Origin of the sequence: Nonomuraea angiospora (assembly GCF_014873145.1) — a bacterium.
Lineage (GTDB): Bacteria > Actinomycetota > Actinomycetes > Streptosporangiales > Streptosporangiaceae > Nonomuraea > Nonomuraea angiospora.
The window spans coordinates 4255763-4270582 of record NZ_JADBEK010000001.1; the positions used below are offsets into that span (position 1 = coordinate 4255763).

At 72.5% G+C, this 14820-nt stretch carries 12 protein-coding genes; 4 read left to right on the top strand and 8 right to left on the bottom strand.

Annotated features, from left to right (window positions below; translation table 11 throughout):
• Nucleotides 1–75: 75 nt before the first annotated feature.
• Complete coding sequence (locus tag H4W80_RS19185; protein WP_192786352.1) at nt 76–1383, top strand: MFS transporter; 1308 nt, start codon at nt 76–78, stop codon at nt 1381–1383.
• 91 nt (nt 1384–1474) lie between these two features.
• Nucleotides 1475–1690, top strand: a complete 216-nt coding sequence (locus H4W80_RS19190) for a hypothetical protein (protein ID WP_192786353.1) — start codon at nt 1475–1477, stop codon at nt 1688–1690.
• Between the two features lie 54 nt (nt 1691–1744).
• On the opposite strand, the gene H4W80_RS19195 is transcribed toward H4W80_RS19190, so the two are convergent.
• From H4W80_RS19195 to H4W80_RS19205, 3 genes are all read right to left on the bottom strand, one after another.
• On the bottom strand, nt 1745–2749 hold the full coding sequence (locus H4W80_RS19195; protein WP_192786354.1) for an enolase C-terminal domain-like protein: 1005 nt from the start codon (nt 2747–2749) through the stop codon (nt 1745–1747).
• 11 nt (nt 2750–2760) lie between these two features.
• Nucleotides 2761–4134: an MFS transporter gene (locus H4W80_RS19200; protein ID WP_225963535.1), complete on the bottom strand. Its 1374-nt coding sequence runs from the start codon at nt 4132–4134 to the stop codon at nt 2761–2763.
• A gap of 73 nt (nt 4135–4207) precedes the next feature.
• Nucleotides 4208–4933, bottom strand: coding sequence for a TetR/AcrR family transcriptional regulator (locus tag H4W80_RS19205; RefSeq protein WP_225963536.1), 726 nt, complete (start codon nt 4931–4933; stop codon nt 4208–4210).
• A 109-nt stretch (nt 4934–5042) separates the two neighbouring features.
• Between H4W80_RS19205 and H4W80_RS19210 the strand changes: the two genes are divergently transcribed.
• Entirely contained in the window at nt 5043–6488 is a 1446-nt protein-coding gene (locus tag H4W80_RS19210) for an MFS transporter (RefSeq protein ID WP_192786355.1), read from the top strand.
• Between the two features lie 42 nt (nt 6489–6530).
• Here H4W80_RS19210 and H4W80_RS19215 read toward each other — a convergent pair whose 3' ends face one another.
• Genes H4W80_RS19215 through H4W80_RS19235 form a run of 5 tightly spaced genes read right to left on the bottom strand, consistent with a single transcriptional unit; the run spans nt 6531 to nt 14140 of the window.
• Nucleotides 6531–7670: a VWA domain-containing protein gene (locus H4W80_RS19215; RefSeq protein WP_192786356.1), complete on the bottom strand. Its 1140-nt coding sequence runs from the start codon at nt 7668–7670 to the stop codon at nt 6531–6533.
• Entirely contained in the window at nt 7667–10084 is a 2418-nt protein-coding gene (locus tag H4W80_RS19220; RefSeq protein WP_225963537.1) for a DUF5682 family protein, read from the bottom strand. The genes H4W80_RS19215 and H4W80_RS19220 overlap by 4 nt, the downstream gene beginning before the upstream one ends.
• On the bottom strand, nt 10081–11145 hold the full coding sequence (locus H4W80_RS19225; RefSeq protein WP_192786357.1) for an ATP-binding protein: 1065 nt from the start codon (nt 11143–11145) through the stop codon (nt 10081–10083). The genes H4W80_RS19220 and H4W80_RS19225 overlap by 4 nt, the downstream gene beginning before the upstream one ends.
• A complete protein-coding gene (locus H4W80_RS19230) occupies nt 11142–12731 on the bottom strand; it encodes a DUF5691 domain-containing protein (protein ID WP_192786358.1) in 1590 nt (529 codons plus the stop codon). The genes H4W80_RS19225 and H4W80_RS19230 overlap by 4 nt, the downstream gene beginning before the upstream one ends.
• On the bottom strand, nt 12728–14140 hold the full coding sequence (locus H4W80_RS19235; protein WP_318786942.1) for an SWIM zinc finger family protein: 1413 nt from the start codon (nt 14138–14140) through the stop codon (nt 12728–12730). The genes H4W80_RS19230 and H4W80_RS19235 overlap by 4 nt, the downstream gene beginning before the upstream one ends.
• A 112-nt stretch (nt 14141–14252) precedes the next feature.
• Here H4W80_RS19235 and H4W80_RS19240 point away from each other — a divergent pair, with 112 nt between their 5' ends.
• Entirely contained in the window at nt 14253–14798 is a 546-nt protein-coding gene (locus H4W80_RS19240) for a cupin domain-containing protein (protein ID WP_318786943.1), read from the top strand.
• The last annotated feature ends 22 nt before the right edge of the window (nt 14799–14820 follow it).

Below are 14820 nucleotides of genomic sequence, written 5' to 3' on the forward strand. Positions count from 1 at the left end.
GTCTTGACGGGCATCTCTGGATGTATGCAACATAGCGGAAATATCCAATAGGAAATATTACTACTGAGGATCGTGATGGCCACAACCCTCCGAACCACTGTCCGCGGCCGGTTGCGCTGGTACATGATCAGCTACGTCTTCGCCGGGCTCGTCATCAACTACCTGGACCGCGCGAGCCTGGGGGTGGCCCTGCCCTTCATGGGAGAGACGTTCAAGCTCTCCAAGACCGAGGAGGGCATGATCCTGGCGGCCTTCTTCTGGTCGTACGACTTCTTCCAGCTCGCCGCCGGCTGGTTCGTGGACCGGTACGGGCCGCGCAGGACGTTCACGTTCGCCTCCGTGTGGTGGTCGCTGTTCACCTCGCTGACGGCGCTGGCCAACAGCTTCGCGGCGCTGTTCGGCGTACGGCTGCTGCTCGGCATCGGCGAGAGCCCGGCCGCCACGACCAGCGCCAAGGTCGTGGGCCGGTGGTTCCCCCGGCACGAGCGGGCGCTGGCCACCGGGATCTGGGACTCCGGCTCGCGCGTGGGAGGCGTCATCGCGCTGCCGGTGGTCACGGGGCTGATCGCGTGGCTGGGGTGGCGGTGGACGTTCGCGATCATCGGGCTGATCGGGCTGGCGTGGGCCGTCGGATGGTGGAGGACGTACCGGGATCCGCAGGACCACCCGAAGATCACGGAGGAGGAGCTGGCGTACCTGCGCGAGGGCGGGGCCCGCTTCGAGGGCGACGACGACGGGGACGCGGCCGGTCTGCGCTGGCGCGACCTGTTCCGCTACCGCACGATCTGGGCGATGATGCTGGGCTTCTTCTGCCTCAACATGGTCGTCTACTTCTTCCTCACCTTCTTCCCGACCTATCTGGTGGAGGAGCGCGACTTCAGCCTGCTGAAGCTCGGCCTGTTCGGCGCGCTGCCCGGCCTGGTGGCCATCGGCGGCGAGTGGCTGGGCGGCTGGCTGTCCGACCGACGCATCGCCAGGGGCGATTCCCTCACGCGGGTCAGGAAGACGTTCATCGCGGGCGGGTTCCTGGTCTCGACGGTGATCGGCGTCGCGGTCTGGGTGCCGGAGGCGTGGATGGCGCTGGCCCTGCTCTCGATCGCCTACGCCGGCTCGACGTTCGCCGCCTCCAACATCTGGTCGCTGCCCGCCGACGTCGCCCCGGCCGACCGGTACGTGGCCTCGATCGGCGGCATCCAGAACTTCGCCTCGAACTTCGCCGGCATCATCAGCCCCATCATGGTCGGCTTCCTGGTGGACAGGACGTCGTCGTTCACCGTGCCTTTGACGGTGATCTCGTGCGTGGCCCTGCTGGGCGCCTTCACGTACGCGGTGATCCTCAAGCGGGTCGAGCCCATCGGCCTCCCGCGGCGGGCCGAACCGTAAAGATCCGCTCTTGCCCCTGTGGCGGCGCGGCCCTCCCGCGCGCCACCGTGATCTCCTGAGCGGTGTTCGAACCATCACTCAGGAGGTCCGCATGCGCCGACGCGCTCACCTGCTCGCCACCGCCGCCCTGCTCGCCACCCTCGGCTCGGCCGTCGTCCTGGGCTCCATCCCGGGCAGCGACTTCCACCCCATCACCCAGCGCATCGCCAACTCCCTCGTCCTGACGGACGGCTACCTCTCGACGGTGAACGCCGTCCTGAACGGCACCCTGGGCGACCCCCTGGGCAGCGTCGGCCTGCCCATCTGATCTCGCGGGCCGGTGAAGGCCGCCCGCCACCGGGCCGGGCTCCGTCTTGGGGCCTTACGCGTGGAAGGCGTCCTTCGCCAGCCTTCGCACCCGCGCCTCGTCGATGTCGTGCCCCAGCCCCGACTGCGTGAGCGGGACCGCGATGACGCCGGCGTTGGCGCCCACGATCGGCGTGACGATCTGGTTCTGGCGCGGCGGCTGCGTCACGTCGCACGGCAGCGTGCAGCCCGGCAGGCTCGCGACCGCCACCGTCGCCGCCCTGGCCAGCCCCGCGCCCTGGCCGCCCGCGCACTGGATGTCCAGCCCCGCGGCCGCGGCCCGGTCGTGCGCCCGGCGCGCCTCCGTCAGCGAGGGGAACGCGTTCGGCCGCAGCAGCAGCACCTTGGCGGCCCGCAAGGTCAGGTAGTCGTCCAATTGGGCGGTGGAGGCGACCTCGACCGCGACCGAGGCCGAGACCTGGTCCTGGAGCGAGGCGTGCGTGTGGACGTCGCCGACGGCGAAGGGCCGCTCGATGACCTCCAGCCCGTAGGAGTCGAGGGCGACGAGCTGGCCGAGGTCGGTGTAGGCGTTGCCGCAGTCGACGGCCAGGGTCAGCGCGGGGTACGCCAGGCGCACCGCCCGCACGGGCTCGACGTCCCAGCCGGGCCTGATGTCCAGCGTGACGTGGCCGTACCCGGCGCAGACCTGCTGGTTGACCCGGGCCACGAGGCTCTCCACGGACGGGTCGGGGGCCAGCCGGACGGTGGCCATCAGCGAGGTGCGGGTGCCGCCGATCGCCTCGGCGAGCGGCACCCCGCGCATCCGGGTCCACAGGTCCCAGCAGGCCATGTCGACCGCCGGGTCGCCGCTCGGCACCGTGTCGGGGTGCTCCCAGTCGACGCCGATCAGCAGGGCGCCCAGCGTCTCCTCCAGCCTGGACCACGTCTTCGGCTGGGGGGAGATCGACTCGCCCCAGCCGGTCATGCCGCCGTGGTCGGTGAGCTTCACGAGCAGGGTCTCCGACTTCCTGCCGAACGGCAGGACAAGCCGGAAGACCTCAAGCTCCCGCACTCGCGGCATGTATCCCCCTTTTATGACGCGGCTCCCTCCATAGTGCCTGCTGCGCGGGACTGGGCAAAACGGGGGGCCAGCAGAAAGGCCACGGCCGCGAGCACGGCGGTGAAGGACAGGCCGATCGCGTAGTTCTCGGCGGTGGCGGTGAACAGGGCGCCGCTGATCGCGACGGCCACCACGGTGAAGACCGACTCGCCCACGCCGACGGCCGCGGTGTTCTGCCCCTCCTCGCCCTCCTTGGACATCTCCAGCACCAGTACGGACACCGTCGGGTGCAGCGCGCCGATGCCGAGCCCGGCGATCGCCATGGCCACGAACGCGAGCGCCAGCGGCATGGAGTCGATGAGCACGAGCGTCACCAGCGCGATGCCGACGGTCAGCATGGCGGCGCCGCCGCGGATGGCGGCCAGGTGGCTGATCGTGCCGCGGCCCTTGATCCAGGAGCCGGTGGACCAGCCGAGGGCCCCGACGGTGAGCACGAGGCCCGCGCCGGTGGGGGTCAGGCCGCGCTCGTTGATCAGCATGAGCGGGATGAGCACCTGGGCGGCCGTCAGCGAGCCGAAGGCCAGGCCGCGCAGCACGGGCGCGGTCGGCAGGCCGGGGGCGGCCCTGAGCGAGCCGGGCAGCAGCAGCCTGGGCAGGGCCACGGCCAGCAGCACGATGCCCGCGAGGAGCAGGGGCAGGCCCCCGAGCCCGAGCGCGCTGCCGTACTGGATCAGGGCCGCGGCCACGGCGGTCAGCGTGGCCCAGACGAGCTTGCGGCCGAGGCCGGGGGCGGGCGCGGCGATGCCGTCGCTCACCTCGCGCCCCGCGGTGCCGCGCCAGAGCAGCAGCGCCGACGGGATGACGATCAGGGAGACGCCGATGAAGATCCACCGCCAGTCGATGTTCTGGGCCACGAACCCGGCGATGGCCGGGCCGACCATGGACGGCACCACCCACGCCGCCGAGAACAGGGCGAACACCTTGGGATGCAGGCTTCCCGGATAGACCCGGGCGACCAGCACGTACAGCGACACCTGGATCAATCCCGCCCCGAGCCCTTGCACGAACCGGCCCGCGACGAACACCTCCATGCTCGGCGCGAACCCGGCCAGCAGCAGCCCGGCCACGAAGCCCGCCACGCCGGCCGCGATCGGCGGCAGCGGGCCGCGCACGTCGCTCCACCGCCCGCCCAGGACCGTCGCGATCACGCTCGCCGCCAGGGTGGCGCTGAAGGCCAGGTTGTACAGGTGCATCCCGCCCAACTCGCGGGCCACCACGGGCATCGCCGTGGCCACCGCCATCGCCTCGAAGGCCACCAGCATGACCAGCGCGACCAGCCCGATGCTGATCGCCCGGTACTGCGGCGACACCACGCCCGCCGCGCCTCTCTCAACTGTCGTCGTCATACCGGGCAAGGTATGGCCAACCCCCACACCGGCGCCTCCGGCGGGGGTCCTATACGGCTCTCGGCCATTGGGCCTAGGGCATGCGGGCCTCGATGCCGTCGAGGAGCAGCTCGAGACCGTACCGGAAGCGTTCCTCGCCGTCGTCGGCGACCAGGTCGTCCACGAACTTGGTGATGTGCGGGAACCGCGCCGCCGGCAGCGCACGGTAGTAGCCGGCGATCTGCCCGACGAAGGACTCGAAGTACTCCTGCGGGTCGCTCAGGCCGGCCGCGCGCATCCTGGCGAAGTGGACGGAGCCCTCGTACGCGTCGCTGACGACATAGAGGGAGATCCGGTCCATCGACAGGGACGCCTCCCTCGGCGACATGCCGGCCTCGATCAGCAGCCCGAAGACGAACTCGCCCATGCGGATCGAGTTCTCCCCCGTGGGGATGTTGGCCAGCGCCACCCGGGCCAGGTCGGTGTGCTTGGCCAGCACCCGGTGCACCTCGACCATGTACTCCCGCAACTGGTCCTTCCAGCGGCCCGGATCGCGCTCGGGCAGCCGGATCTCGCTGAGCACCCGGTCGTAGATCAGCTCCAGCAACTCGTCCTTGTTGGCGACGTGCGCATAGAGGGAGGCGGGCCCCGTGTCGAACTCCTGGGCCACGCGTCTCATGCTCAGCGCGTCGAGCCCTTCGGCGTCGAGGATCCGCAGCCCGGCCTCGACGATCAGGTCCTGGCTGAGCTGCCGCCTGAGCTGGGCCGGCTTGCGCGACTTACGCCATGGGGGGAGCGGGAGGTCCTCGGTTCCTGCCATGCGAGCCATCATACGAACACTGTACTTGACACGAACGGTGTTCGCCACTAAAACAGTGTTCGTAGCGAACAGCGTTCGTTAATAGAACACCGTTTTAAAGGAGCCCCCCATGACAGTCACCGCCTCAGCGGCGACGACCGAGACCCAGCCCTACCGCTGGCGCTGGGTCGCACTGTTCGTGATCCTGGCCGCCGAGGTCATGGATCTGCTCGACGCGCTCGTCACCACGATCGCCGCCCCCACGATCCAGAAGGAGCTGGGCGGCAGCGACAGCATCGTGCAGTGGCTCGGCGCCGGATACACCCTGGCCATGGCCGTCGGCCTGATCACCGGCGGGCGCCTCGGCGACCTGTTCGGCAGGAAGCGCATGTTCGTGATCGGCGCGCTGGGCTTCACCGCCGCCTCGCTGCTGTGCGGCATCGCGATGAGCCCGGAGATGCTGATCGGGAGCCGGGTGCTGCAGGGCCTGTTCGGGGCCGTCATGCTCCCGCAGGGCCTGGGGCTGATCAAGGAGATGTTCCCGCCGCAGGACCTGGGCAAGGCTTTCGGCATGTTCGGCCCGGTCATGACGATCTCGTCCGTGGGCGGTCCGGTGCTGGCCGGATGGCTGGTCGACGCCGACTTCTTCGGCACGGGCTGGCGCATGATCTTCCTGATCAACCTGCCGCTCGGCCTGGCCGCCGCGCTGGCCGGCATGCGGTTCCTGCCCGAGTATCGCCTCTCGAACGCCACCAGGCTCGACCTCGTCGGGGTCGTCCTCGTCTCCCTGGCCTCGTTCCTGCTGATCTACCCGCTCATCCAGGGCCGCGAGCTGGGCTGGCCCGTGTGGACGTTCGTGTCCATGGCCGCCTCGATCGTGATGTTCGCGATCTTCGGCCGGTACGAGTCGCGCCGCGCCAGGTCCGGCAAGGACCCGCTGGTCACGCCCGGGCTCTTCCGCAAGCGCGCCTTCACCGGCGGTCTGGTCGCCGGCCTGGCCTTCTTCTCCGGCATGATGGGCCTCGGCCTCGTCTTCAACCTCTACACCCAGCTCGGCCTCGGCTTCACCCCGCTGGAGGCCGGTCTCACCGGGCTGCCGCAGGCGCTCGGCGGCGTCGTCGGCTTCGGGCTGGCGATGTCCGGCCTGCAGGAGAAGCTGGGCCGCGGCCTGCTGCAGATCGGCACCGTCGTCATGGCCGCGGGCGCGGCCGCGCTCGCCCTGACCATCCACCTGGCCGGGGTCGACGTCAGCGGCTGGCAGCTCGCCCCCAGCCTCGCCTTCGTCGGCATCGGGATGGGCCTGACCATGGCCCCGTTCTTCGACATCGTGCTCGCCGGCGTCGAGCCGCACGAGTCCGGGTCGGCCTCCGGCACCCTGACCGCGATCCAGCAGCTCGGCGGCGCGCTCGGCACCGCCGTGCTGGGGACGCTCTTCTTCAACCTGCTGGCGCGCCAGTGGAGCTTCGGCTCGACGATGCAGGTCACCGTCTGGGTCGAGGTCGGGCTGCTGGCCCTGACGTTCGCCCTGTCCTACCTCCTGCCGCGCAAGGCCAGGCCGGGCGAGGCCGGCCACTGACGCCCCGTGGCGGGGCGCACGGTGAACCGGCCGGGTGACGGCTCACACCGCGAGGTGACGCTCGGCCCACTGCGCGATGTCGCGCCGCTCGATCGCGGCGGCCATCAGGTCGGGGAAGGCGTCGGGCGTGCACGCGAAGGCGGGCACGCCCATCGCGGCCAGCGCGGCGGCGTTCTCGTGGTCGTAGAACGGCGCGCCCTCGTCAGAGAGCGCCAGCAGCACGATCACCTGGACGCCGGCCTGCGTCATCGCGGCCACCCGGCGCAGCATCTCCTCCCTGACGCCGCCCTCGTAGAGATCGCTGATCAGGACGAAGATCGAATCGGTGGGCCGGGTGATGAGGCCCTGGGAGTAGGCGATGGCCCGGTTGATGTCGGTGCCGCCCCCGAGCTGGGTGCCGAACAGCAGCTCCACCGGATCGTGCAGCTGGTCGGTGAGGTCCACCACCGCCGTGTCGAACACCACCAGGGACGTCTTCAGCGACCGCATCGAGGCCAGCACCGCCCCGAACACGCTCGAATAGACCACCGAGGCCGCCATCGACCCGCTCTGGTCGATGCAGAGCACCACCTCGCGCTGCACCGACCGCTGCCTGCGGGCGTAGCCGACGAGCCGCGACGGGACGACGGTGTTCTTCTCCGGCAGGTAGTTCTTGAGATTGGCCCTGATCGTCCGGTCCCAGTCGATGTCGGCCACCCGCTTGGGGCGGTGCGTCCTGGCCGAGCGGTCGAGCGCGCCGGTCACGGCGGCCCTGGTCTTCTGGGCCAGCCTGCGTTCGAGCTCGTCCACCACCTTGCGCACCACGGCCCTGGCCGACTCGCGGGCCTGGTCGGGCATGACGCGGTTGAGCGCGAGCAGCGTGCCGACGAGGTGCACGTCCGGCTCGACCGCCTCCAGCATCTCGGGCTCCAGCAGGAGCCGGGTGAGATTGAGCTTCTCGATGGCGTCCTTCTGCATGACCTGGACGACCGTGGAGGGGAAGTACGCGCGGATGTCGCCGAGCCAGCGGGCCACGCGGGGCGCGGACGCGCCGAGCCCGCCCTCCCTGCCGCCCTGGTCGTAGACCGCCGACAGCGCGGCGTCCATCCGCGAGTCCAGGCCCTCCAGCCCGAGCCCGGTGCCGTCGGCGTCGCCGCCGCCCAGCACCAGCCGCCACCTGCGCAGGCGCTCGTCGTCGGTCATCCGTCCTCCTTTCCGAGGATCGCCAGCACGGTCGCGACGGCCGCCGCCGCGCGCTGCTCGTCCACGTCCTGCCGCCCTTCCCGCGCGCCGCTCCCGGCCGAGCGGACGCGCTCCCCGATCGCCCTGCGCTCGGGCGCGGCGAACCCGCCGAACGTACGGCGCAGCAGCGGCAGCACGTCGGTGAACTGCTCGCCGGACAGCCCCGTGAGCCACCCGTCCACCAGGCTCAGCAGCCGCGGATCGTGCACCAGCAGCAGCCCGCCGCCCGCCAGGAACCCCTCGACCCACGCCGCCGCCCTGGCCGGGACCTGCCCCCTGGACATCGCCCTGGCCATGCGGTCGCCCGCGTCGTCGAGCTCCCCCGCGTCGAGCAGGATCCTGGTGAGCCGCCCCTCGATGAGCCCGTGCAGGTCCTGCCGGTCACTGACGCCCCGCAGGGTGACCAGCCACCGGCTCCGCGGCGACACCTCCTCGCCGGTGCCGTCCGTCTCCAGGAGCGCGACGGCCGCGTGCACGGCGTCCACGTGCTTGAGCAGGCCGGCCGCCGCGTCGTCGTCCAGCCCCGTCACCGCGACCGGCAGCCCCACGCGGATCCGCTCCAGCATCGAACGGACGATCACCGCCAGCCCCTCGGCCGGGGTGCCGCGCACGTCGCCGTAGCGGTGGGCGCGCACCATCGCGGGCAGCGCCGCCATCAGGTGCGTCACGTCGGTGTCCAGCGCCGCCCTGGCCGACAGCGCCGCCAGCACCTCGGGCAGCGCCTGCGGCAGGTCGGCCAGCAGGCACCGCTCGACCAGCGAGGTCAGCTCCGCCAGGGCCGTCCGGTCCGTCGCGGCCAGGTCCCTGGCCCGCTGCGCCGCCGCCCCGGCCACGGTGGTGCCCAGCGCGGCCTGCTCGATGAGCGCCAGGTCGTGCTCGGGCCGCCACCGCAGCGTCCACGTCTCCCTGAACGTGCCCTTCCCGCGCGACTCGCCCAGCGTGCCCCAGTCGACGCCGAGCAGCCCGAGCCGGTGGAGCAGGTGGCTGCGGTCGAGGTCGAGCGGCTTGCGCAGGTCGAGGTCGATCTCGCGGTCGAGCGCCTCCGGCCTGAGCCGCAGGCGCCGCTGCTGATCGCGCAGGTCCCGCTGGAGCGGCACCATCGGGGTGCCGTCACTGACCTGGCCGAGCCGGTCGCCGACGACCATGCGCCGCTGGATCAGCTCCACGGCCAGGTCGTCGCCCTCGCACAGCACGGCCCTGGCCGCCTCGGTGACCTCGCCGAGCCCGGCCAGGGGCCTGCCGCGCAGGGCGGCCAGGGTGTGCGCGAGGCGTACGGACTCGATGACGTGCGCGGACGACACCGCCAGCCCCTCCTCGCGCAGCACCGCGGCGGCCTCGGCCAGCCACCGCTCCACGGGCCGGTCGGTCGCCCCGAACAGGTGGTGGTACCAGCCGGGCGAGGTGATCCCCGCGCCGTAGCCGCTCCACGACGCCAGCCGCCCGTACGTCCACGGCACCCACGTCAGCTCGGCCTTCACCTTGGGCAGCCCGCGCAGGATCGCGTTGTCCTTGGCGGCGGACGGGAGCGGGCCGGTCAGCGCCGGGACGTGCCAGGCCCCGCAGATCACCGCGATCCGCCCGTAGCCCTCCTTGAGGGCCGCGCGCAGGGTCTTGCGCATGTACGCCTCGCGCCTGGCCTCCCGCTCGTCCGGCTCGTAGCCCTCGCGTACGGCGGCCATGGCCTCGGCGATCACCTCGAAAGGCGTGTCGCCGCGGTGCTCGACGACGTCCTCCCACCAGCGTTCGGGGTCGTCGTATCCGGCGGCCGCGGCGAGCGAGCCGATGGGGTCGGCCCGCAGACCGGACGTGCCGCCGCCCCGGCCTTCGTCCTCGTCCTCGGTCTCGCCCCGCTCTTCGCCCCGCTCTTGGTCCCGCTCTTCGCTCTCCGCCAGGGAATGGGCCGCCGGGAGGTCGCAGAAGCGCACCGGGACGCCGGTCGCGGTGCCGTACAGGATGGCCTGCCATTCGGGCGAGAACGCGGCGAACGGCCAGAACGCGGCCTTCGCGGGCGCCCCCGGCACGTGGGCCAGCAGAGCGACGGGCGGCTCCAGCTCGGGCGCGAGCGTGACGAGCGGGTCGGCCTCGGGCGGGCCCTCGATGAGGATGGCGTCGGGGCGCAGGCGTTCGAGCTCCTGCCGCACGGCCCGCGCGGACCCCGGCCCGTGGTGCCGCACGCCGAGCACCGACACGATCGGCCCACCCGCGACACCGGGACCCGAGACGGCCGACCGGCCGCCGACGCCGGGGAGGACCGTGGCGGCCTGCCTGCCCGCGGCACCGGGACCTGGGACGGTCGGCCCGCCCGCGACACCGGCACCCGAGACGGCCGGCTCGCCCGCGACACCCGGGACACCCGGGACCGGGAGGATGCTCATGACACCTCGCGGCAGGCGCGGTAGAAGTCGCGCCAGTCGGAGCGCTCGCGCACCACGGTCTCGAGGTATTCGCGCCACACCACCCGGTCGGAGACCGGCTCCTGGACGACGGCTCCCACGATCCCGGCCGCCACGTCGGAGGGCCGCAGCACGCCGTCGCCGAAGTGGGCCGCCAGGGCGATGCCGCTGGTGAGCACCGAGATGGCCTCGGCCGTGGACAGGGTGCCGCTGGGCGACTTGACCTTGGTGCGCCCGTCCTCGGTGACGCCGGTGCGCAGCTCGCGGAACACCGTCACCACCCGCCGGATCTCGGCCAGCCCGGTCGTCGTCTCCGGCAGCTCCAGGGCGCGGCCGAGCTGGGTGACGCGGCGCGCGACGATGTCCACCTCCTCCTCGGCGGTGGCCGGGACCGGCAGCACGACCGTGTTGAACCGGCGGCGCAGAGCGCTGGACAGCTCGTTGACGCCCCGGTCGCGGTCGTTGGCCGTGGCGATCACGTTGAAGCCGCGCTCGGCCTGGACCTCGCGGTTGAGCTCGGGGATCGGCAGCGTCTTCTCCGACAGCACGGTGATCAGGGCGTCCTGCACGTCGGAGGGCATCCGGGTGAGCTCCTCGACGCGGGCGACCCGGCCCTCGGCCATCGCGCGCATCACGGGCGACGGGGTCAGCGCCTCGATCGAGGGGCCCTCGGCCAGCAGCCTGGCGTAGTTCCAGCCGTAGCGGATGGCCTCCTCGGCGGTGCCCGCGGTGCCCTGCACGAGCAGCGTCGAGTCGCCGCTGATGGCGGCGGCCAGGTGTTCGGACAGCCAGGTCTTCGCCGTGCCGGGCACGCCGAGCAGCAGCAGCGCGCGGTCGGTGGCCAGCGTGGCGACGGCCACCTCGACGATGCGGCGCGCGCCCACGTATTTGGGGGTGATGCGGTCTCCGTCGCCCAGGATGTACGTGGTCACGGCCCACGGGGAGAGCTTCCAGCCGGGCGGCCTGGGCCGGTCGTCGTCCTTGGCCAGGAAGGCCAGCTCCTCGGCGTACTGGTCTTCCGCGTGCGGACGCAGAACAGTCATGGGTGAAGCTCCTTGTACATGTCGGCACGGAAACGCAGCAGGGCGGCCACCTGCTGGACGGACTCCACGGGCGAGTAGCTCAGCGCCAGCGGGAACAGGGCCGGGTCGATGCGCTCGCCGGCCAGCTTGACCAGCTCGCCGAGGTTCCACGGCTGCCTGGTGGCCACCTTCACGATCTTGCGGAGGACGGCCGTGGCCAGGCCCTCGCGCCAGTGGGACGACACTCCGCCCAACACCATGATCAACTGGCTGTCCAAGTCATGCTTTTTCACGAAATCGGCAGCGAGTTTCTGCTGCTCGTCGGCCGGGAGGGACTCCAGGAGGTCCGCGATCGGGTCCCAGCCGAACATCGCCCGCGCCCACTCCGGGTCCTTCTGCAGCACGGCGGCGCGTACCCAGGCGGCCTTCACCTCGGCGTCCCAGTCGGGGATCTTCATCTTGAGCAGCGCCGCGGGCGGGTGACCCCAGATCGACAGCGGGGCGCGGGCGAGGATCTGCTGCAGCCACCAGGCCCGCTCGCCGATGCCCCTGGGCGGCTTGGGACGGATGCCGTCGCGTTCCATGGCCTTGTCGCAGTCTCGCGGGGCCTCGACCGCGATGACCTTCCGGGAGATGGTCACGCAGGCCCGCGCCCTTTCGGCCATGCGCTGGGACATGCGCGAGCCGGGCAGGCGGGTCAGGAGGTTGGCGGCGGCCTGGCGCACCTCCCGGCGGCGGTCGTCGAGCGCGCTCTCCAGGAACGGCTCGTCGTCCATGCTCAGCCCGTCGGCCAGCACTTCCACGAACTCGGCCCGGTCGTCGGGCGTCTCGCGCTCCCACGTGCTCTCCAGCAGCCGCCTGGCCTGCGCGGGATCGGCCGTCCTGAGCGTGCGCAGGTGCGCCCGCCGGTCCGCGGCGCCGCCCAGCTCCCACGTCTCCCCGGTCGGCTCCTCCAGGAGGTAGTCCCAGGCGGGATTGAGCCCGGCCAGCCACCGGCCCCGCTGCCCGGCCAGGACCCCCAGGTGGACCCGGATCGAGCGATCCCGCCGTCCTTTCTCCAGGAGCTCGGGCAGCACGTACGGCGGCACCCTCCGGCCGGTGGCGGCGGCCGCGGCCAGCCATTCGGGCAGCAGCCGCTCGTGCTCGCCACCCATGATCCGCACCAGCCGCTCCGCCGCCCGCCTCCCCACGGCCACCCGCTCCTCGACAGGAGCCGCCTGAGCTTCCGGGGACGCTTCAGAGGACCCGTCCCGCCCCCCGACCGCCCCGGCCGCCTGCTCCCGCCGCCCAGCCGCGCCGGTCGCCTGCTCCCGCTGCCCGGCGGCGTCAGGCGCCTGCGGCTCGGCCGCGTGGGGCGCCTGCTCCTGCGGCCCGGCGGCGTCAGGCGCCAGTGGCCCGGCCGCGTGGGGCGCCTGCTCCTGCGGCCCGGCGGCGTCAGGCGCCTGCGGCCCGGCCGCGTGGGGTGCCTGCTGCCCGACCGCGCCCGCCTTGCGTCCGGCCCTTCGGCGCGCCACTTCCACGGCTGCGGCATCAAGCAGATCGCCCTGGTACGGCCTGCGGTCGGTCCCCACGAGCGCCGTCGAGGCCAGCTCTTCCCAGCCGGTCACAGGATCACCGCCGTTCCTTCGTCGTCCCAGGTGGTCAGGGGCCGCAGCCCGCGCGGCGTCCATTCGACGGCCACGGTGACCGGACGCCCGCCGGAGACGGCGATCAGCCGCCAGGGGTCGCGGGCCGCGCGATGCAGCGGCAGGCCGCCGATCGAGTCGCGGCCCGGGACCACCCCGGCCAGCACGAGCGGCCACGACTCGGTCCACGGATCCTCGCCCAACACCCCGGCCACCTCGTCGAGCGCCTCCTCCGGCGACACCCCGGGCGGCGTCCCTCCAACGAAACCGCCCGCGCCGGAGCCATACCGTACGGCGTCATCCGTGCCGCGGTCGTGGCGGGCGGCGACCAGCGCTCGCAAGGGGGCGGCGCCCGGGTAGAACGTGAGATCGGCCTCGATCGTCGTCCCCGTGACCAGGGAGGCGTCCAGCGGCTGCCCCTGCGGCGCGAACGAGAGCACGAGAGCCGCCCGCCCGCTGCGCCGCCCCCGCAGCCAGACCCGCCGCGAGGTCAGCCGGTCCTGCTCCTCGTCCCGCCTGCCCAGCACGTCCCACTGGTCGCGCACCGCGGGCCCGGCCAGCACCTCCTCCTTGGCGACCGGAAAACCGACCCGGCTGAGCACGGTCTCGGCCAGCGCCCCGGGCAGCTCCGCCCGCCGGCGGTAGGCGACGGCGAGCAGGTGGATCAGCGCGTATTCCTCCAGCAGCCGCCCCGGCCAGTCGTCCTCCGCCCGGACCCGGACCAGCCTGGAGACGACCCCCGCCACGCCGGGCGCCTGGGCGTCGATGAGCCGCTTGGCCAGCCCCTCCCATTCGTGCTCGGCGGCCCCCGCCAGCCCCTGCCGCACCTGGTCGTCGAGCCACCGCTCCAGCTCGCTCAGCCCGGCGGCGACGCGCCCGTGGCGGACGGACTCCGCACCCATCCGCGACGATCCACCGGACCGCCCGGCGCCGGAGACACCGCCGCCGCCCTCACCCGAGGACACCTCGGCCCGCCCGGCGCCGTCGCCCTCACCGGAGGACGCCTCGGCGGCCCTCTTCGCCCGCACCGCCTCGATCTTGGCCGCTTCCTTCGCCGCGCGCTCGGCCCGCGCCTCCACCCACTCGGTCACCCACTGCGGCGCGCCCTGCTCGACGGACACCCCTCCGGCCGCCCACATGAGCAGCAGCCCGAGCGCGTGCTTGCATGGGAACTTACGGCTCGGGCAGCTGCACCGGTAGGCGGGCTCGGTCAGGTCGACGCAGGCGAGGTAGGGCTTGGCGCCGCTGCCCTCGCACTCGCCGTACACGACCGTGCCCGTCGTGCCGCACGCCGACCATTTGCCGGGCGCCGCGACCTTCTGCGCGGCCGACCGCGACGCCGCGTCCGGGGCCAGGGCGAGCACCTGATCACGGCTCCACCGTTCGATCACCTGCCGCAGACTAGCCACCTCCACCGACATTTCGCGCCCCGTCCGCGAGATGCCCAACCACCGGGAATGAACCACCCACCTTGTCCTGATTTATCGGCATAAACTCTGCTAGGTGGAGTTGCGCACCTACCCCGACGGCCCGTCGATCCAGGTGCCCGACGAGGCGGCGGCCCTGGCCAGCCCGCTCGACGGGCAGCTCGTCCTGGACGGGAACCTCTTCCTACGCAGGGACGTGACGGGCGCCCCGGTGGCGTTCGTCGAGCGCCCGCCCGTCGCGGCGGCCCTCGACCTGCTCCCCCACCCCGAAGGCGGCTGGTTCAGGGAGACGTGGAGATCGTCCGTGACCTTCCGCCCGGACGGCTACCCCGGGCCGCGGGCCAGCGCCACGGGCATCTACTTCCTGCTGAATCCGGGCGAGGAGTCGGTGCCGCACCTGGTCAGGTCGGACGAGGTCTGGCTGTGGCACCGCGGCGGCCCGCTGAGCCTGACGATCGGCGACTCCGTGGTCACGCTGGGGCCCGACGTGGAGCAGGGCCAGGTGCCCCAGGCGATCGTGCCCGGCGGCGTGTGGCAGTCGGCCCGCCCGGCCTCCGACGAGGCGGTACTGGTGAGCTGCATCGTGTCCCCAGGCTTCGATTTCGCCGACTTCATGGCTTAGCAAAGCCTGTATATAGGGAGGC